This window comes from Rhodoferax sp. GT1R46, from assembly GCF_056521285.1.
Map to the genome: position 1 here is coordinate 801,759 of NZ_JBWMBC010000001.1, position 17,970 is coordinate 819,728.

Genomic DNA, 17,970 nt, shown 5'->3' on the forward strand with positions numbered 1-17,970 from the left:
ATTACAGGGTAACGCCTATCTCCAGTCCTTCTTTGAGAATTTTTTCTGGAATCCTGCCGTCGATGTCCGGCGGCACGGTATTCATTTTTTCAACACCCCGGAGAACCGCGTCGTCCCAAGCGTTGTTGCCGCTGGGTGCCACGATCTTGCTGCTCAGGATGCTGCCGTTCGGGGCCACCCGCACCAATACACGAACGGTGGGCTTGCCGCCACCCAGATCTGAAAAACTGGTGTTGGCCTTGATCTTGGCAATGATCTTCCCGGCGTAGCCAGCAGAGGGGCCCGATGATTGCGCCGCACTGCCGGTGGAGCCTGCCTCACCGGTACCTGCCGCCAGGCCCGCCATGCGCTTGATGTTCTGCTGGCGCAACTCGGCCATTTTTTTCGCTTCTGCCGTTGCCTTGGCAGTTTGTGCCTGCAGGTCTTGCTGCTGCTTTTTGTCAGCGACGGCCTTGTCGCGCGCCTGTTTGTCGCGGGCTTCTTTCTCGTCCTGCAGCTTCTTGTTTTTGAGCGCTTCTTTTTGCCGCTTCTCCTGCTCCAGCTTGTCCTGCTGCAATTGCTTCTCTGCCTGCTTTTCCTTTTGCAGTCGGGCTTTTTCCTTGGCAATGGCAATGCTCGGGTCTGGCATCGGAGTGGCCGGTGGTGGCGCGGGGAGGGCCACGACCGCTTTGGGGCGCGGGGTGCGCGGAACGGGCTCCGGCAACGCCACGGGTTCTGGTGCCGGCGGGGCTGCCTGAACCGGTAGGGCAGACCACAACTCGGCTTCCACTGCAACGACGGGCGCTTCACGCTTCCACTGCACACCCGCTGCCAGCATCGCCAGCAGCAATGCATGGGCCAGGACAGCCAAGCCCAGCGCGCGCACCAGTCCCGGAGTGGGTGGCGGCGCAAATTCCATGCGGGCGTTGCGGGCGGTCATGGCGGGAACTTCGTCGGGTGCGCTGTATGGTGCTGTCAATTGGCCAGTTGCACGGACAGGCCCACGCGCTGAATGCCGGCGCGCTGCAAGGTGTCCATGATCTTCACCACGCTCTCATACTTCACATTCTTGTCGGCGCTGATGACGACGGCCGAATTGGCCGCAGCTGCGCTGTCTTTGGCGCCCTGAGCGCGCTTGACCGCACTGGCCACGTCCTTGAGTGCGATGGCAGTTGTCTGGTCCTTGATCTTCATCTCCAGACTGTCGTTCTTGCCCAGCACGATCTGGATGATCTGATCCGGCTGGCGTGAGGCCTTGCCCACGCTGGGCAGGTCAATCATGCTCGGGGTGATTAAAGGGGCCGTGACCATAAAGATAATCAGCAGCACCAGCATCACGTCGATGAAAGGCACCATGTTGATTTCATTGATGGTGCGCCGTCCTCGACCACGGCTTGCAATGGCGGGCATGGTTTACGTCCCTTCAAATAAGGCGAAAAATCGAAAGCGGGTCAGCGCGGCGCCGGTGCTGGTGTTTGTGCACCCACGTTGCGCTGCAGGATGTTGGAGAACTCTTCAATAAAGGTCTCTTGTTGCGTGGCAATACGGTCAATGTCACGCGCAAAGCGGTTGTAGGCCACCACCGCGGGTATGGCAGCAAACAGGCCAATGGCAGTAGCCACCAGTGCCTCGGCGATACCGGGTGCAACCGTGGCCAGTGTGACCTGCGTCAGGGCGGCCAGCCCGGTAAATGCGTGCATGATGCCCCAGACCGTGCCAAACAGACCCACGTAGGGCGATACCGAACCGACCGAGGCCAGGAAGGACAGGTTGGTTTCCACAGCATCCATCTCGCGCTGAAAACTGGCCCGCATGGCGCGTCGGGCACCGTCCATCAGCGTGCCCACATCGGTGATGCGGCGCTCGCGCAGCTTTTGAAACTCGCGCATACCACTGGCGAAAATGCGTTCCATGGGCCCACAATGCGCAGCGTTTTTGGTAGCGGCGGCAAACAGGTCATTCAGACTGGAGCCAGACCAGAAGTCACGCTCAAACACTTCATTGAGTGATTTGACGCGGTTGAGTGCAAACAACTTGCGGAAAATGGCGGCCCAGCTGGAGATGGACACCACCATCAGCAGCAGCATGACCGCTTGAACCACAAAACTGGCATTCAAAACCAGATGGAGTATGGACAGATCTTGATTCATATCGGTGGCTCAGTGTTAAAGCAGCACCGCACGCAGGCGGGCTACGGCTTCTTGCAGATGCTCCATGGAACTGGCAGTGGAAAAACGCACGAAATTGTGCGTCTGCGCGCTGCCAAAATCCCGCCCCGGGGTGATGGCAACATGGGCTTTGTTCATGATCTCGAATGCGAAATCCCAGCTGTCCTTGAGCCCCAGCTTGGCGCATGCAGCAGAGCAATCGGCCCACGCGTAGAAAGCGCCATCGGGCATGACCGGCACGTTAAGCCCCATAGCCTGGAGCTGCGGTAAGAAATAGTCGCGGCGCGCCTTGAACTCGGTGCGGCGTTGTTCGTAGAGCGCCAGGCTCTCAGCCTCAAAGCAGGCCAGCGCCGCGTGCTGGGCAATGGTGCTGGGGCAAATGAACAGGTTCTGCGCCAGGCGTTCAATCACGGTCACCAGTTTTTCTGGCACCACCATCCAGCCCAGTCGCCAGCCGGTCATGTTGAAATATTTGCTGAAGCTGTTGATGCTGATGATGTGTTCGTCCAGCGCCAATGCGGTCTGGCCGTACTGGGCCTCGAAACTCAGGCCCAGATAGATTTCATCCACCAGGGTGATACCGCCTTTGCTCTGCACCACTTCGTGTATGTCGCGCAGCGCATCCGGGTGAATGGAGGTGCCGGTGGGGTTGGATGGCGATGCCAGCAATACCCCACGGGTGCGTGGCCCCCATGCCGCTTTCACCTTATCAGCGCTGAGCTGAAAACGCTCTTCGGCGGTGGTGGGTACCAGCACCGCACGGCCTTCCGCTGCACTGACGAAATGCCGGTTGCAAGGGTAGCTGGGGTCGGGCATCAGTATTTCATCACCCGACTCAATCAGGGCCAGGCAGGCCAGCTGCAAAGCCCCGGACGCGCCTGCCGTCACAACAATGCGGCTCGCGGGCACATTCACACCAAAGCGTTTCCGGTACCAGTCGCTGATACGTTCGCGCAAGGGTTCCAAGCCTGTGGCCTGCGTGTATTGGGTTTGCCCGTCGCGGATGGCCTTTTCAGCGGCAGCTTGCACTAGCGGGGGTGCCGTGAAATCGGGCTCGCCAATGTTCAGAAAAATCATGGGCGCATCGGTGTGCGCTACTTCGCGGCCCAGGGCGGAAGCGGCTTTGGCCACCTCCATGACATAAAACGGCTCTATCTTTTGTGCGCGCGACGAAATTTGCATGGGCTATTGGACGGATATTCAGGGGCCGGGTTCAGCTGCGATGCTTCTTGCCCAAACGGTCTGACTCCACTTCTGCTGCACGCAGACTGGGAGCGATGCCGTTGAGCACAGCGTTCACGTATTTGTGTCCATCGGTACCGCCAAATTCCTTGGCCAGTTCGATGCATTCATTGAGCACCACGCGCCAGGGTACATCCAGGCAATGGCTGAGCTCGTAGGCACCGATCCACATGATGGCGTGTTCGACCGGTGAAATTTCGCCCATGGGGCGGTCCAGCAGGGGTGCGATCAGCAGGTCCAGCTGCTCGCTTTGCGCCACACAACCTTGCAGTAGTGCATCGAAGTGCACCGAGTCGGCCTTGTTGAAACCAGCCAGATCACGGGTGAACATATCAATATCACCCACAGCATTTTTCCCGACCAGGCTTTGGTAAAGCCCTTGCAGTGCGAATTCCCGCGCTCGACTGCGGTCTGACTTGCTGCCCGCTTTGCGGGCACCTGTGCTGGTGACGCCGGTGCGTGTCTGGCGGGGCGGGCGCTTGGCGGCCGAGGGGGTGTTTATGTCACTCATCAAATTGACTCCAGCAAGTTGGCCATTTCTACGGCGACGCGGGCGGCATCACGCCCTTTTTCTTCCTGGCGGGCAACCGCTTGAGGCATATCTTCAGTGGTCAGAATGGCGTTGGCAACCGGCAGCTGGTAGTCCAGGGATATGCGGGTGACGCCAGCGCCTGATTCGTTGGCCACCAGCTCAAAATGGTATGTTTCGCCTCGGATGATGCATCCAATGGCCACCAGTGCGTCGTAGCTGGCTTTTTCCGCCAATGCCTGCAGGGCCACAGGCACTTCCAGAGCACCGGGTACGCTGAAAAGATCAATGTCTTTTTCCGCCACCCCCAGTGCCATCAGCTCGGCCTTGCAGGCTTTCGCCAGCGCATCTGTCACGGACGCGTTGAAGCGTGCCTGAACGATACCAATTTTGAGTTTCTTCCCGTTCATGCGGCTGTCGGTGCTTGCAACGGTGCCTTTGTCTGCGCCAAACATAGAGTGCTCCTTATTTGCTGACGTAACCGGTGATTTCCAGCCCGTACCCGGTCATGCTTGGCATGCGGCGCGGACTGCCCATCAGGCGCATTTTGTGCACGCCACAGTGCCGCAAAATCTGTGCGCCAATACCGTAGGTTCTCAGGTCCATACGTCCGCGCTCGGGTGCATGGGCAGAGCGGGCCGTGCCTTCAAATTGCGAAAGCAATTGTTCGCCACTTTCGCCGCAATTGAGCAATACCACCACGCCTTGGCCCTGGGCCGCAATGTGCGCCAAAGTCGCATCCAGACTCCATGAGTGCATGGTGCGTCCCACTTCCAGCGCATCCAGCACCGACAGCGGTTCATGCACGCGAACCGGAATGGCGTCTTGCTCCGACCATTCGCCTTTGACCAACGCCAGGTGCACCCCGTCGCCCGTCTTGTCACGGAACGCATGCGCGGTAAATTCACCGAAAGCGGTGTGTATGCTTCTAGCGCCGATTTTCTCAATCAGCGACTCGACACGACTGCGGTGCGCAATCAGGTCTGCAATGGTGCCAATCTTGAGACCGTGCTCGGCCGCGAACAGCTGCAGGTCCGGCAGACGCGCCATGGTGCCATCGTCCTTCATGATCTCGCAAATGACCGCCGCTGGCGAACAACCCGCCATGGCCGCCAAGTCGCAACCGGCCTCGGTGTGGCCTGCGCGCATGAGCACGCCGCCGTCCACCGCCTGCAGCGGGAAAATATGACCGGGCTGCACCAAGTCGCTTGGACCTGCAGTCTTTGCGACGGCGGCCTGTACGGTGCGTGCGCGGTCTGCGGCCGAAATGCCAGTCGTTACGCCTTCCGCCGCCTCAATTGATACGGTGAAAGCGGTACCTTTCTTGTCGCCATTGCGCGCAGTCATGGGCGGCAATTGCAGTTCCTCACAGCGCTCACGCGTCAGGGTCAGACAAATCAGGCCCCGGCCAAAACGGGCCATGAAATTGATGCCTTCAGCCGTTACGTGATCGGCCGCCAGCACCAGATCGCCTTCGTTCTCGCGGTCTTCTTCGTCTACCAAAATGACGATGCGCCCGGCGCGCATGTCAGCCACGATGTCTTCAACAGGGGAGATTGGCACAGGGTTCTGGGGATTCATGGTGTCGGTTGTAGGGCAGGGAAAACCCGCTATTGTCCCAGATGGGAGGCGGACGTGCTCTGGTTTAAGCGGGCAGGGCAACTTGCTGGTCAACGCTGTATTGGTAATCGTGAAAAATGTGTTCAGCGCTCAGCGTCTGGTAGCTGCCGTCGGCTAGTCGTCGGGTGGTGTCTTTCAGGCGGTAGGTCAGGCTGCCGCAAGTCCAGCAGTTGTAGTTGCGCATGTGCGTGCAAAGACAGGTCTTATCCAGGACCGATATATTTTTTCCATCCGGATGCAAGGCGAGTTGCTCGTTGTAGGCGGTGATGTAGGCACAGTTGCCATTGCCATCGAGCAAGTAACCATAGGCCTCGCAGTTAGGGCGAATGCCCGAGCCAATGGCCGGCGTGCTTTTCAGCATGCGCATGGGGTAGCCTGTGGGTGAAATGGTATTGACCACGATGTCGTCTTCACTGGCCCTGAAATACTCCTGCTTGACCTTGGCTGGCATGCCGCATTCGTTAGAAACCGTGAAGCGCGTTGCCACCTGAACAGCGTCTGCGCCGTTCTCCATAAAATTCACCGCATCGCTACCGGTAAAGATGCCGCCTGCAGCAATCAGTGGAATATCCAGTTGCTCAGCCTTCAGAAAAGCCGCAATTTCTGCCACGATGGTGGCCAGGTCGTATTTGGCCCAGTCCAGGCCAAAGCCCAAGTGTCCGCCAGCCAGCGGCCCTTCGACGATGACGTAGTCTGGAAGCCGGTTCAGACGTGATGTTTTTCGCAGGAATAGCTGCAAAGCCCGCACCGACGACACAATGATCCCCAGCTTCGCGTCCCGAAACCGTGCGTGCTCTGCCATGAGGCCGAATGAGCCCAGATGCAAACCCGCACTCAAGGTGATGCCGTCAATACCGGCATCCAGCGCCGAGTTGAGTCGCACTTGCAAGGTGTCGCGCGGCGAGTTCATGGTCAACTTTTCCATGACGTTGACAAACACCAGGCCGTCACCACGCTTGGCCTCCATGGTCTTGCCAACATGCAATTTGGTGGCTTCCGCCAGTTCACCCAAGTCAAATTGAATGGTGGTTTTGTCCGAATTGTTGATGTTGCTCTTGTAGAACTTGGTTTTCCCCTTGACAAATTCCGTGTCAAAGCGTCGATCAGATACATCATGAACGAGGGCATCAGAGATGTGCCCGACGCCACCGAGACGCGCAGCCTCCAATGCCAACTCCGCTGTCGAAATATCTACGCCCATTCCGCCAATCATGATCGGCACCAGCTCTTTGCGCCCGAATTTCAATCGAAAGTCATCAACTCGTTTCATCGTTGTCCTAATTGTGGTGATGTGCGGCGAAAGGCGCGTCAAATTTTTGTAGAGGGGCTGCTGCTGAGCATGCGCTCTACATAGCGTGCGACGGTATCAATTTCGAGGTTGACTTTGGAGCCGTTCGTAAGCGTGCCCAGGGCAGTATTCTCGACGGTATGGGGGATCAGGTTGATGCTGATCTCGCAGCCGCCTGGTACATCGGCGACCCGGTTCACCGTCAGGCTGACGCCATTAACCGTGATGGACCCCTTGTAGGCGAGGTACTTTGCCAGAGAAGGCGGTGCCAGTACCCGAAGCTCCCAGCTTTCTCCCACTTGGGCAAAGTGGCTGATGGTACCTATGCCATCCACATGCCCGGAGACGATGTGTCCGCCCAGTCGGTCGTTGGCGCGCAAGGCTTTTTCGAGGTTAATCGGTCCTAGAGCGTCCAATCCGGCGGTTTTATCCAGAGACTCGGCGGAAATGTCGATGGCGAACTGGTTGGCAGCCGCATCGAAGGTGGTGACCGTCATGCAGGCGCCATTGAGCGCGATGCTGTCGCCAAAGCCTACATCGTCAAGATAACGGGGCGGACAGTAGATAGTTAGACGTTTGCCGTGGGTGGGCGAGTTGCCCAGAGCGTGAACGTCGGCAATTCGCCCCACGCCGGTGATGATTCCTGTAAACATCTCATCATTTTCGCAGGGTTTGCAGTCGAACCCGGCACGCATGCAAAATCTTGTTCGTTAAAAAAGGTCACGCCCAGCCACCCGGGCAATGACGCGCAGGTCTGGCCCCACCATTTCAGCGGACTTGAAGTCCAGCGGCAAAGCTTCGTCCAAGCTTGTCAAGGGGCCAAAGCTTGCCATGCCGCGTCCTTGCCCAATGAGTTTTGGAGCGAGGTAGACCAATAATTCGTCCACCAGCCCCTCTCGGATGAACGAACCGTTGAGTTGGTGACCTGCTTCAACATGCAGTTCATTGATTTCACGTCGGCCCAAGTCCAGGAGCATGGCCGCCAGATCCACTTTCCCGGTGGGTGTGCCATCCGCATGCTCACCGGGCAGGTAGATGACGGTGGCGCCACGGGCTTCCAGTGCCTGCTTTTTCTCATCATTTTGACCTGCAGCGTATATATAGACTGCGCGGCCAGCTATAAAAATAGGAGCATCGGTTGGCGTTTGCAGCTGGCTGTCCACCACCACCACGTGGGGTTGTCTGGGGGTCTCCACCAAACGGACGTCCAGCCTGGGCCGGTCGGCTAATACGGTGCCAATGCCGGTAAGCACGGCGCAGGCCCGTGCCCGCCAGGCGTGACCATCGGCCCGCGCCTCGGGTGATGTAATCCATTGGCTGGTGCCGTTGTCCAAAGCCGTTTTCCCATCCAGCGAAGCGGCGACTTTCATTCGCACCCACGGCGTTTTTCTGATCATGCGGCTGAAGAAACCGATGTTTAGTTCGCGGGATTGGATTGCCAAGGGGTCATCTGCAGCCAGGATCATTACCTCCACTCTTGCTGCCCGCAGCGTTGCAAAGCCTTTTCCAGCTACTAGCGGATTCGGGTCTGTGTTGCTGGCCACCACCTTTTTGATTCCTGCGGCAATGAGTGCATTGCAGCACGGGCCGGTTCGCCCGTGGTGGCAGCACGGTTCCAATGTGACAAAGGCAGTGGCTCCTATAACGGAACGGCAATTTGCAGCTGCATCGCGAAGCGCCATCACCTCGGCATGTGGGCCACCGGCGCGTTGGGTGTGGCCTTGTCCGATAAAGGCGCCATCGCTTGACACCAGTACGCAACCAACTCGTGGATTGGGCGGCGCGATGGAGGTCGCTCGTCTGGCTTCCACTATCGCAACCTCTAATGCTTGGAGTGATTTCAATTCGTTTTCTAGCACTTGATGTTTTACCGCTTGGCGAGTAATGAAGACCACTTGTCCGTTCAGTATGCCCCATGTGTCACGTCAGCAATAACATATCCTCCATGAATAATTCTGATTTATCAGCTTTAAATAGGTCAGTAGACTTGCCTTACTTGGGTGCTTGCGTTTCATGTAGAGGAGTCGACGATTTTCGTGGATTCTCGCTGATAGAGCTCATGGTTGTTATCGCAATTGTTGCTATTTTGGCGGCGGTAGCCATTCCCTCGTTTGGCGACATGATGCGGAAAAATCGCTTGTCCAGTGCAGCCTCGGCGTTGCAGGTGTCTCTCAGTTTGGCTCGTTCCGAGGCTATCAAACGTGGTGTGGATTCGGTAGTGACGGTTGCTGCAAACACCGCGGGAGGGGGGTGGACCAATGGTTGGACTGTATTTGTCGATAAGACAGGAACCGCAAATAATGGTGTAGCCCCGACCATTGACACTACCGGTGCGACTGCCGTAACGCGCGTAGAAATTGTTGCTGCACCATCCTCTCCGGTCAGCGTCGGTCAAAGCGGGACACTCAATTACTTCAGTTTCAATGGGCAAGGCAGAGTCGTCACTACCACTGGTGGCCCCGGAAACCGTTCCTTTTGGTTTTATGACGGAATCAGTGAAAAGTACTGTCTGGTCATTGATACCAGCGGTCGCGTTCGCACTGATCGGGTGGCGAGTTCTGCAACCTGTCCCGCTTCCTGACTGTCTATTGTATGTCCCGACAAAATTTCAATTACCGGTTTTTTTCACGGAGCGCCAAGGCTCAAGCATCTTTTCAGGCGGGCTTTAGCCTGATTGAAGTGATGGTCACTATGGTGATTTTGTCGTTTGGAATGCTTGGCGTCGCCGGGTTGCTGGTTAGCGGCGTATCCAACTCTGCGGCTTCGGAGGCATCCGCCAAAGCCAGCCAATTGGCGGCAGACATGGCGGACCGTATTCGCGCCAATCCTGCGGTGGGGCTTTCGGCCAGTAGCGAATACCTAACCAATTACTCAGATGTGCCTCCCAGCACCCCCACGACCATTGCACAGGCAGACAAGAAGGTATGGCTGGAGGCATTAGCGGCGCAATTACCCCAGGGTGATGGACAAATTACCAATGCCGTCGCTGGTGGAGCTCGCAGACTGGATATTACTGTTCGTTGGAACAATTGCTTGGGTACCTTGAACGATGTCGATCGTACAAGCTGTACGAATAACTCTGCTACCGCATTTAAAACGATCACCTTTGAGCTGCGCTTATGAATAAGCCTCATATTTTTCTCTCCCGTCAGCGGGGTCTGTCGCTGATTGAGTTGATGATTTCGCTAGCGCTGTCACTTGCGGTGATGGCCGGGTTGGCATCTGTCTACGTGGCAGTCAAGCAGACATTTCGTTTTCAGGAAAACACTGGTCGATTGCAAGAAGACGCGGTTTTTGCGCTGGACTCGATATCGCGCGACTTGCGCATGGCCGGTTATGCCGGTTGTATGGGCATTGAGAAAGGGGTTGCGTACTTACCTGGCAGCGTGTTGTCTAGCAGTTCTCCCGCCGCTTTTAATGGTCTCAACCCGTTGGCGCAGATTGCCACTATTCAGGCTGAAACCACGTACCCTGAAGTCAATGCACAACCCTTTACTGCATACAACTTTATTCGCGGCTTTGATGCGACGGTGCCAACGGGCATGGTGGCCACCAGTAATCCCACTCCTTCGGCGGCTAGCGGGAGTTTGTTTTTTGCTGGCGGTAGCATGAAGTCCGTTTCGTTGAGTGCTGCTATGGCATCTCCCAGCGCGAGTCCGACGTATGCAACCGATACCTACAGCTGGGCCACTGCCGCGGTCAACAGTGGAATCTATGATTTCATTATCTCCAACTGTACCGCTTCTAGCCTTTTCAAGGGCAAAGTGACCTTGGCTGCGGGCGTCCCCACGATTGATCACAGCACTGCCATGGGTAACAGTTCGGCAAATTTCGCATCTAACACCATGTTTGGTACGGACGCGGTGGTAACGCCTGCTGAGTGGCACTATTATTTTGTTGCCACGCGCACAGGGGCCAATACCCCAAGCCTGTACCACGTCTATTTCAACGGCAATTCACGTCAAGCAGCGGAAGAGTTGGTGTCTAACGTGGAAAGCATGAAATTGCATTTCGGCGAGAACACCGGAAGCATGGTCAACCCGGCGACCGGCTTGACGGTCATTGATCCGGTTACTGGCTTGGCGGTGCCGTCCTTGGTGCCAGATGTATGGCGCACCAGTGCGGCCAGCGTGACCGATTGGAGTCGGGTGGTTGCGGTTCGCATTGGCCTCATGATGGTGAGCGCTGAGGACGACATCAATCCCGGCGTGACGATGAATACGCCCACCTTGCTTGGGGCCACTTACTCACTGCCCACCGGCGCCTCAGCCAACCGTCAACGAAAAGAGTTTTCGACGACTGTGGTGCTGCGAAATCGTATTGCGGCACGATAAATTTGTCCACGTTTTGATCATGACCCATACCCATTTACCCACCCATTTTCGGAAAAGGCAGGCTATTTCTTTGCGGGGAAATCAGGGTGGCATGACCCTGGTCATCGGACTTATTTTGTTGGTCATGTTGATGGTTGTCAGCGTGGTGGGTTTCAGAAACACCACGTTATCTGAACGCATGACGGGCAACGCCTTTGATCGCAATGTGTCCTTTCAGTCGGCTGAGAGTGCAGGTAAAGAAGCGCTGGAGGTTATCAATACGGCTGGTGGTTTTGTGCCGGTTACAGCAACGATCTCTATGACCACGGTAGGGCAGTTCAATCCCCCGATAACCGCAGGAGGCACCGCTGCTTATTGGACACAAGGAGCAGGCGCTACGCTTGCTACGCCTGCTACAGATTGCCTTACTGCCACTTCGTTCAACTGGACAAGTTGTTCGGCAACTGTGGCCACCAAGTATGCCAACAATGCAAACAAAGCCCAGTATGTGATCGAGTTCATATCGAGTTCAGCCAGCTGCGTTACCAATGTCAACACTACGACCACCACCTATCGTGTTACTTCACGAAGTACCGGTGGATCGGGTGATGCAGAAGTAGTGCTGCAAACCATTTACAGCCAAAAAGTGGCAGCCGTTGGTGTATGCCCTTAATGCATTCTGGAGAGTGACCATGAAAAATCTGTTTGATTTTTGGAGTAGCGCAAAGTCCACCGCTTGGAGGCGTTTAGGTATAGCGTGTGCGGTTTTGATCTTCGGCAGCGCGCCGTTCAATGCAGCCAGGGCGCAAACTACGGTGAATATAGCGAAAGTGCCACTACTGGCTCTCAAAAGTGCTCCTGGCTTGGTCATGCTCACTATGAGTCGAGATCATCGGCTTTTCTATGCGGCCTACGACGACACGAGTGACATTGATGGAGATGGCACTGTCGATGTAGGGTTTAAGCCATTAATCACTTACTACGGAAATTTCATTTCCGATCGTTGCTACGACTACATCACGACTGGGGCCAATAACCCCCTATTCAGGCCGGTTGCAATGGCCAGCGCATCTGGCTGCAAGGTTGGTTCGACTCAGCGTTGGCACGGCAACTGGCTCAACTGGGCGACCACATCCCGTATGGATGCTTTGCGCCGCGTGCTTTATGGCGGTTACCGTGTTGTAGATAACGCGACCACATCTGGCGGTACCTCTACGGTGCTGCAGGGAGCCTTCATACCCAAAGACAGCCATGTTTGGGGCAAGGAGTACAGGCCTCTTGCTGCCGGTGGCGTGGATACCTACGACATTGCCGAATACACCACTTTGAGCATGCCAACGGGGACAAATCAACACGATTTTGTAGTGTTAACACCCACTGCCAACACCACTTATGCGTTCATGAGTGCCACCCCTGCGCCCGTCTTGCGTTACCTGACAAATGTTGACAATACCACCCACCGCATTTGGTATTGGGCATCTGCTGACGTTGCACAAGGTATTGGCAGTTCTCCTGCTAACTTTATCAAGGGTACCGGAGTTGCTACCTCCGAAACGGCCACAGACCGCAAGCTGCGGGTGGAGGCCTGCGTGTTGATTGGAGGGGCGCGTGAAGCCGGGTGTACCGGTTATCCATCCAGCAGCCCCACGGTCTGGAAGCCCACAGGTACCTTGCACGACTATGCGGTAAACGACCAGTTGAAGTTTGGCTTGATTACTGGTTCATACGAAAAAAATTATTCGGGCGGAGTGGTGCGACGCAATATCACGAGCTTCAATGACGAAATTGTTACCGCGACGGGGCAGTTTGCGTCGAGTAATGACGGCATCGCCAGAACCATTGATCGTTTAATGGTTCACGGTTGGGGAGGTTCCCAATATGATTGCGGATACAAGACCACCGCCAATCGCAATCAGGGTGACTGCAAGTCTTGGGGTGCTCCGATTGCTGAAATGATGTATGAGGGGCTGCGCTATTTCTCTGGAAAAAGTGCGGCTACCAGTGCTTTTGATTATGGCAGTGGAGCCAGCGCAGACGCGACGATGGGATTTTCAGCCTTGCCAACTTGGACCAATCCATTTCGGGCAAAGGCCAGTGGTGGCAGCCCTATTTGCTCGCGCCCTGTGCAGATGGTTATTGCAGACCCTTTAACCAGCTTTGATTCTGACCAATTGCCGGGTGCGTACTACAGCACGCCAACCACCGGCTATGGCGCAGCTTTGGGTTCCAATGATCTAACCGGTCTTAATGTAACAACAGAAGCAGACGCCATTTGGACCGCTGAGGCCTTGGGTACGCGCAATGTCTATATTGGCCAATCGACATCTACGAATTATGATGGCAACCCAAGTGCCAAGACCGCCTCTTCGTTCTCACAATTGCGGGGGCATGCCCCAGATGAAACCCAGTCGGAGGGTAGTTACCATTCCGCGAGCGTGGCTCGCTTCGGGAAGGTCACGGGAATACCTGTTGGAGCACCAACGGGCACACCGGTTGTAGCTACCGTTGCTGCAACCAAAGTTGACACCCTGGCAGTGGCTTTAGGCAGTCGCACACCTAGAATCGAATTTGCAAATCCACTTGGGGGCAAAGTAACAATTGTGCCTTTGTCAAAAGAGGTCTACGCGGCTAATAAGAACCCGGGTCAGTACCAGGCAACGGGCGCTATTACCGGGTTTTATTACAAGAATTACTCGCCTACGCAGGTTACCGCGGTCGTCAATTATTCCGACTCGGACCAGGGTACCGATAACGAAACCGATGCGCAAGTGGTGTACGACATTACGCTCACTGGTAACGTTTTGAATATCCAGATGCAGCAGCTCGACCCTTATCCTGGTGGCATTCAATCCAACATGGGTTACGTTATTTCTGGCACTGGGGCCACGACCGATGGTTTGTATCTCGATACCCGTACAAACACCTCCAGCTTCCCCAATCCGATGGCCGCAGGGCTTATCTATTATCTGGACACGTATTCTCCTATAGCAGTGACGGTGCCGGCTGGAGTGACTCCTACGATTGCATCTCAATTGCCAAAGACCTTGACCAGCCCGCTGAATAGCAAGGCGCTACCAACTTTTGGAACGACTACCTCACGTACTTTTACGTTGACTGCGGCGAGTGCGACCACCACTAGCTTCATACCGCATGACCCCCTTTGGTATGCGGCCAAATATGGTGGTGCTGGAGTAATGACGGGTCCTGTTGGCGCACAGGATCCAACCAACTATTTCAAGATCAGCAACCCTGCAAACTTGCCCGCTCAAATGGGAAAGGCGTTTCGATCTGCGGCGGCACTTGCCGCCGTGGCGAGCACCAGCGTGGTGGGTGTGGGGCAGCGTAGTTTGGGTACTGCGGCCATATATCAGGCGAACTACGATTCGTTAACCTGGTCGTCTCGCTTGTATGCTTTCCCCGTGTCTACGTCGGGTGCCTTGTCAAACACTCCTGTGTGGGAGTCGTCCGCTCTAATCCCTACTGCGCCTGCATCGCGCACCAACATGTTCTTGGGACGAGGTGGTGCCACCACGCCTATTGTCTTGGCCTCCACCGCCTACGCTTCTCTAAGCGGTTCAGCGGACCCCACTACGACGGAGATCAATGATTTTGGCGACTCAGCAACCTACAACTATTTGCGTGGAGACAAAAGTGGGGAAGAGCGCAACGGCGGCACTTTGCGCAACCGGGGAATTACCGCCGGTACCAACACTTCGACGGCCATCGATCCGGCTACGCAAACTACCAACAACCCTACTGGCACGACCTATGCCAAGTCAACTTATGGCTCGGTCTTGGGTGACATTGTTAATTCTGATCCGCAAATTATTTCCAAGAAGGACTACGACTACGGCGATAGTGACGCAACCTACACTACCTTCTTCAGCGCTATTAGCTCAGAGACCATAGCGGTTGGCAGCAACGATGGTTTCTTTCATATTTTTAACGCCGACCCGACCAGTAGTGGTGGCGGTGAGTTGTTGGCGTTCATGCCGCAAGCCGCGCGCATGAATATCAAAAACATGGCGAGTCCCGCTTTTCAACATGAAGGCAAAATTGATGGATCTATAGGCTTGGGACATGCCAAGATCCGTACACCCGCTGATTCCACTGTGAAGTGGCGCAGTCTGGCCATTGGGACTGGTGGCGGAGGTGCGCAAACCGTGTTTGCAGTCGATGCAAGCTCCACCACGTTTACGACAGGCAGTGTCATGTGGGAGATCAATAACCTTACTACCGCCGCTTCGAGCTTGGCCTCCACTTTTGGATATGGCTCAACTTTTGGCAATATCATGGGGCGTCCAGCCATAGGCAAGCTGGCCGACGGGACTTGGGTGACCGTATTTGGCAATGGTTACAACAGTACAGCAGGGCGTGCTTTCCTGTACGTTGTTCGCTTGAATGATGGCGCTATTTTGAAGATCATTCCTACAAACAATGCCACTACGGGTAATGGCATGGGTGCTACTGAAATTGTGCGCAAAACATCGGGTAACCGAGACACCATTGACTACGTCTACGGTGTGGACTACAAGGGCGGGGTGTGGCGGTTTGACCTGAGCAGCGTCTCAGGCGGGTCCGGCTGGCCAGCCAACGGGGCGCTTCTGTACCAAACGCCCACTGGGCGCCCCATTACCGGTGAAATCAAGGTGGGTCCTGCGCCTACCAGCGTACTGACCACCGGCGGTAAGATGGTCTACTTTGGAACTGGTAGTTATCTGAGTGCGGCAGACCCATCTACTACAGCAGTGCAAGCGCTATATGGTGTCTATGACGATTTGCTGGGCACGTCAAACTCTATAGCTTCGGTACTTGATACCAAATTGTCGAATATGACAATTTCACCGGGAACCTATTCGGATGTACGCCAAACCTCGGCAGCGCCAACAACTCCGTGGTATTCCGTGGCAGGAAACAAGGGCTGGGTAGTGCCTCTGAGGGCGTCTATCTCTCCGTCTATAACCAATATTTATGCCGGTGAGCGAGTTATCGCGCCCCCGGTGCGGTATACGATCACGGGCACAATTGACGCGTTCTTGTTTACCTCTATTGTTCCAAGCACCGATGACTGTTCAGCTGGATTGGATGCCTGGATTACCGGTGTTGACGCAATGACCGGCGGTTACGTTAAAGCGTTCAGTAGCCTTGCTGAGAATTCAGTGCGAATTACTGGCGGATCGCCGCGCGGTGTATTTGTGTTGCAAGATGGTGCTGCACCTACTTTGTACATCAGTCAAACTGTTTTCAATAACACCGTTGCCACTAACACATTTACAACCGGGACGGGTGGCTCGCAGGATGTAACTATCAACGGTGTGACGGGAACCACGCGGATTATTTCTATTGACTTGACCAAGGCAACACCATCTGCCACATCGAACCGACAGGTTTGGCGTCAACTGAAGTAAGACGTGCGTTTTTAATAACAATGGGAATGCAGAAATGAATTTAAAAAATCGTTTGCGTGGGTTCACCTTGATTGAGCTCATGATTACAGTCGCCATTGTTGGGATTTTGTCTGCAATTGCATTGCCGTCATATAAGGGCTACGTAGAGCGGGCAAAGCGGGCGGATGCCAAAACTGTGTTGTTGCAGGGGGCTCAATTCCTTGAAAGAAATCGGTCAAGCAATTTCACCTACGTGGTTGCTTTGCCCTCAGCTTTGGCGGTTTCACCGGCTACGGGCACTGTTGCCTACACCATCGCAGCAGTAGCTACTGCATCCGATTTCACTTTGACTGCCACTCCTACTGGGTGGGTAGATAGCACTTGCGGCAATTTGACCCTTACTAGTCTTGGCGTAAAGGGGCAAAGTCTAGGGAACGCGGCCACATGTTGGAACAAGTGAACGGTTATTGCCATTAGTCTTAGGAAAATTTGAACAAATTTTAAAGTGGAAACTCTCGGCATAGCGTCTGGCCGAGATTGGTTGGGCATGAAGGGGTTTTGGCAAAACCCCAAGTCCACAATGGCCAAGAAATCAGCACGCCGCACTCGGCGCACGCGTACGCCAGCATGCAGAGCGAAGGTGGCGCTGGCAGCTCTGCCTGAGGACAAGACGACGGCAGAGCTGTGCAATCAGTTCGAATTGCATGCCAACCAGATTACGGAGTGCAAGAAGCAGTTGCTGACGCATGCAACGGATGCTTTCGAAGGTGACTCCAAGCCAGTCAAGATAGTGGATCTGGTGCCACCGCACGGGTATAGAAGCATAGGCGCCCCAGCCTGCCCCCAGCAAGGCAACACCAGGCAACAAGATCTATCCCTACTTGTTGCGCAAACTCGCCATCGTGCAGTCCAACCATGTCTGGGCACTGGACACAACATACATTCCTATGGTCCGAGGTTCTGTCAGCCTCACAGCAGTTGCCGATGTGGCCAGTCGCAGGGTGTTGACACACAAGGTGGCGATCACGCTGGACGCTTGCCACGCAGTTGAAATCATTGAAGAAGCTTTTGCACGATTCGGTCTGCCAGAGATAGTCAACACCGATCAGGGCAGTCAGTTCACTGCGAGCGACTTCACCGATACGGTATTGAACAAAGGTTGCAAGCTATCCATGGATGGGCGCGGTGCCTGGCGTGACAACGTCTTTGTCGAGCGGGTGTGGCCCAGCGCCAAGTACGAACGCATCTACCTCGAGGCCTATGACGGCGTGTCGGCAGTCCGTGCTGATATTGCCGACTACTTTGACTGGTACAACACGCAGAGGCCGCATTCAAGCTTGGATCGAATCACCCCAGAGCAGACCTATCTGAACTTGCTGCCCACGTTGGCAGATGCTGCGTAGAATCAAATCCCCGGTGTGCCCCGAGCACCTTTAGCAATCGA

General features: G+C 55.4%; 16 protein-coding genes and 2 pseudogenes. 8 read left to right on the forward strand and 10 right to left on the reverse strand.

All coding sequences use genetic code 11. The annotated features are described in order from the left end of the window. Position 1: 1 nt before the first annotated feature. The 10 genes from tolA to ribD all read right to left on the reverse strand — a co-directional run bounded on the left by tolA (position 2) and on the right by ribD (position 8,670). Entirely contained in the window at positions 2-919 is a 918-nt protein-coding gene (gene tolA, locus AC097W_RS03730; RefSeq protein WP_479600972.1) for a cell envelope integrity protein TolA, read from the reverse strand. A gap of 35 nt (positions 920-954) precedes the next feature. Next, entirely contained in the window at positions 955-1,389 is a 435-nt protein-coding gene (locus tag AC097W_RS03735; RefSeq protein ID WP_479600973.1) for a biopolymer transporter ExbD, read from the reverse strand. Between the two features lie 41 nt (positions 1,390-1,430). After that, a complete protein-coding gene (gene tolQ, locus AC097W_RS03740; RefSeq protein WP_479600974.1) occupies positions 1,431-2,129 on the reverse strand; it encodes a protein TolQ in 699 nt (232 codons plus the stop codon). A 15-nt stretch (positions 2,130-2,144) separates the two neighbouring features. Beyond that, entirely contained in the window at positions 2,145-3,329 is a 1,185-nt protein-coding gene (locus AC097W_RS03745) for a pyridoxal phosphate-dependent aminotransferase (protein WP_479600975.1), read from the reverse strand. A gap of 31 nt (positions 3,330-3,360) precedes the next feature. Then, positions 3,361-3,900, reverse strand: a complete 540-nt coding sequence (nusB, locus tag AC097W_RS03750) for a transcription antitermination factor NusB (RefSeq protein WP_479600976.1) — start codon at positions 3,898-3,900, stop codon at positions 3,361-3,363. Beyond that, positions 3,900-4,373, reverse strand: a complete 474-nt coding sequence (gene ribH, locus AC097W_RS03755; RefSeq protein ID WP_479600977.1) for a 6,7-dimethyl-8-ribityllumazine synthase — start codon at positions 4,371-4,373, stop codon at positions 3,900-3,902. Before ribH ends, nusB begins: the two co-directional genes overlap by 1 nt. A 10-nt stretch (positions 4,374-4,383) precedes the next feature. Then, a complete protein-coding gene (ribBA, locus tag AC097W_RS03760; protein ID WP_479600978.1) occupies positions 4,384-5,499 on the reverse strand; it encodes a bifunctional 3,4-dihydroxy-2-butanone-4-phosphate synthase/GTP cyclohydrolase II in 1,116 nt (371 codons plus the stop codon). Between the two features lie 64 nt (positions 5,500-5,563). Next, positions 5,564-6,808 carry a nitronate monooxygenase gene (locus AC097W_RS03765; protein ID WP_479600979.1) on the reverse strand — a complete coding sequence of 415 codons (1,245 nt, stop codon included), beginning with the start codon at positions 6,806-6,808 and terminating at the stop codon, positions 5,564-5,566. Positions 6,809-6,846: 38 nt separating this feature from the next. Beyond that, positions 6,847-7,479 carry a riboflavin synthase gene (locus tag AC097W_RS03770; RefSeq protein ID WP_479600980.1) on the reverse strand — a complete coding sequence of 211 codons (633 nt, stop codon included), beginning with the start codon at positions 7,477-7,479 and terminating at the stop codon, positions 6,847-6,849. 57 nt (positions 7,480-7,536) lie between these two features. Further along, on the reverse strand, positions 7,537-8,670 hold the full coding sequence (ribD, locus tag AC097W_RS03775) for a bifunctional diaminohydroxyphosphoribosylaminopyrimidine deaminase/5-amino-6-(5-phosphoribosylamino)uracil reductase RibD (protein WP_479600981.1): 1,134 nt from the start codon (positions 8,668-8,670) through the stop codon (positions 7,537-7,539). Positions 8,671-8,771: 101 nt separating this feature from the next. Between ribD and AC097W_RS03780 the strand changes: the two genes are divergently transcribed. The 8 genes and pseudogenes from AC097W_RS03780 to AC097W_RS03815 all read left to right on the forward strand — a co-directional run bounded on the left by AC097W_RS03780 (position 8,772) and on the right by AC097W_RS03815 (position 17,929). Further along, positions 8,772-9,407 (forward strand): GspH/FimT family pseudopilin, encoded by a 636-nt coding sequence (locus AC097W_RS03780; protein ID WP_479600982.1) that lies wholly within the window; start codon positions 8,772-8,774, stop codon positions 9,405-9,407. Between the two features lie 11 nt (positions 9,408-9,418). Continuing rightward, complete coding sequence (gene pilV, locus AC097W_RS03785) at positions 9,419-9,949, forward strand: type IV pilus modification protein PilV (RefSeq protein WP_479600983.1); 531 nt, start codon at positions 9,419-9,421, stop codon at positions 9,947-9,949. Beyond that, positions 9,946-10,035: pseudogene (locus tag AC097W_RS03790) on the forward strand (prepilin-type N-terminal cleavage/methylation domain-containing protein); the annotation flags it as partial. The gene pilV and the pseudogene AC097W_RS03790, both read left to right, overlap by 4 nt. 117 nt (positions 10,036-10,152) lie before the next feature. Next, a complete protein-coding gene (locus AC097W_RS03795) occupies positions 10,153-11,160 on the forward strand; it encodes a PilW family protein (RefSeq protein WP_479601293.1) in 1,008 nt (335 codons plus the stop codon). Positions 11,161-11,179: 19 nt separating this feature from the next. Further along, positions 11,180-11,812, forward strand: a complete 633-nt coding sequence (locus AC097W_RS03800) for a pilus assembly PilX family protein (RefSeq protein ID WP_479600984.1) — start codon at positions 11,180-11,182, stop codon at positions 11,810-11,812. Positions 11,813-11,831: 19 nt separating this feature from the next. Next, positions 11,832-16,547: a pilus assembly protein gene (locus AC097W_RS03805; protein WP_479600985.1), complete on the forward strand. Its 4,716-nt coding sequence runs from the start codon at positions 11,832-11,834 to the stop codon at positions 16,545-16,547. A 34-nt stretch (positions 16,548-16,581) separates the two neighbouring features. Next, positions 16,582-16,986 carry a type IV pilin protein gene (locus AC097W_RS03810; RefSeq protein WP_479600986.1) on the forward strand — a complete coding sequence of 135 codons (405 nt, stop codon included), beginning with the start codon at positions 16,582-16,584 and terminating at the stop codon, positions 16,984-16,986. A 120-nt stretch (positions 16,987-17,106) separates the two neighbouring features. Further along, positions 17,107-17,929: pseudogene (locus AC097W_RS03815) on the forward strand (transposase). Positions 17,930-17,970: the final 41 nt, after the last annotated feature.

What these genes read in the sequence shown, in the direction of transcription:
- tolA (WP_479600972.1), bottom strand. Translation starts at nt 919, where the DNA reads ATGACCGCCCGCAACGCCCGCATGGAATTTGCGCCGCCACCCACTCCG.
- AC097W_RS03735 (WP_479600973.1), bottom strand. Translation starts at nt 1,389, where the DNA reads ATGCCCGCCATTGCAAGCCGTGGTCGAGGACGGCGCACCATCAATGAA.
- tolQ (WP_479600974.1), bottom strand. Translation starts at nt 2,129, where the DNA reads ATGAATCAAGATCTGTCCATACTCCATCTGGTTTTGAATGCCAGTTTT.
- AC097W_RS03745 (WP_479600975.1), bottom strand. Translation starts at nt 3,329, where the DNA reads ATGCAAATTTCGTCGCGCGCACAAAAGATAGAGCCGTTTTATGTCATG.
- nusB (WP_479600976.1), bottom strand. Translation starts at nt 3,900, where the DNA reads ATGAGTGACATAAACACCCCCTCGGCCGCCAAGCGCCCGCCCCGCCAG.
- ribH (WP_479600977.1), bottom strand. Translation starts at nt 4,373, where the DNA reads ATGTTTGGCGCAGACAAAGGCACCGTTGCAAGCACCGACAGCCGCATG.
- ribBA (WP_479600978.1), bottom strand. Translation starts at nt 5,499, where the DNA reads ATGAATCCCCAGAACCCTGTGCCAATCTCCCCTGTTGAAGACATCGTG.
- AC097W_RS03765 (WP_479600979.1), bottom strand. Translation starts at nt 6,808, where the DNA reads ATGAAACGAGTTGATGACTTTCGATTGAAATTCGGGCGCAAAGAGCTG.
- AC097W_RS03770 (WP_479600980.1), bottom strand. Translation starts at nt 7,479, where the DNA reads ATGTTTACAGGAATCATCACCGGCGTGGGGCGAATTGCCGACGTTCAC.
- AC097W_RS03780 (WP_479600982.1), top strand. Translation starts at nt 8,772, where the DNA reads ATGAATAATTCTGATTTATCAGCTTTAAATAGGTCAGTAGACTTGCCT.
- pilV (WP_479600983.1), top strand. Translation starts at nt 9,419, where the DNA reads ATGTCCCGACAAAATTTCAATTACCGGTTTTTTTCACGGAGCGCCAAG.
- AC097W_RS03795 (WP_479601293.1), top strand. Translation starts at nt 10,153, where the DNA reads ATGGCCGGTTATGCCGGTTGTATGGGCATTGAGAAAGGGGTTGCGTAC.
- AC097W_RS03800 (WP_479600984.1), top strand. Translation starts at nt 11,180, where the DNA reads ATGACCCATACCCATTTACCCACCCATTTTCGGAAAAGGCAGGCTATT.
- AC097W_RS03805 (WP_479600985.1), top strand. Translation starts at nt 11,832, where the DNA reads ATGAAAAATCTGTTTGATTTTTGGAGTAGCGCAAAGTCCACCGCTTGG.
- AC097W_RS03810 (WP_479600986.1), top strand. Translation starts at nt 16,582, where the DNA reads ATGAATTTAAAAAATCGTTTGCGTGGGTTCACCTTGATTGAGCTCATG.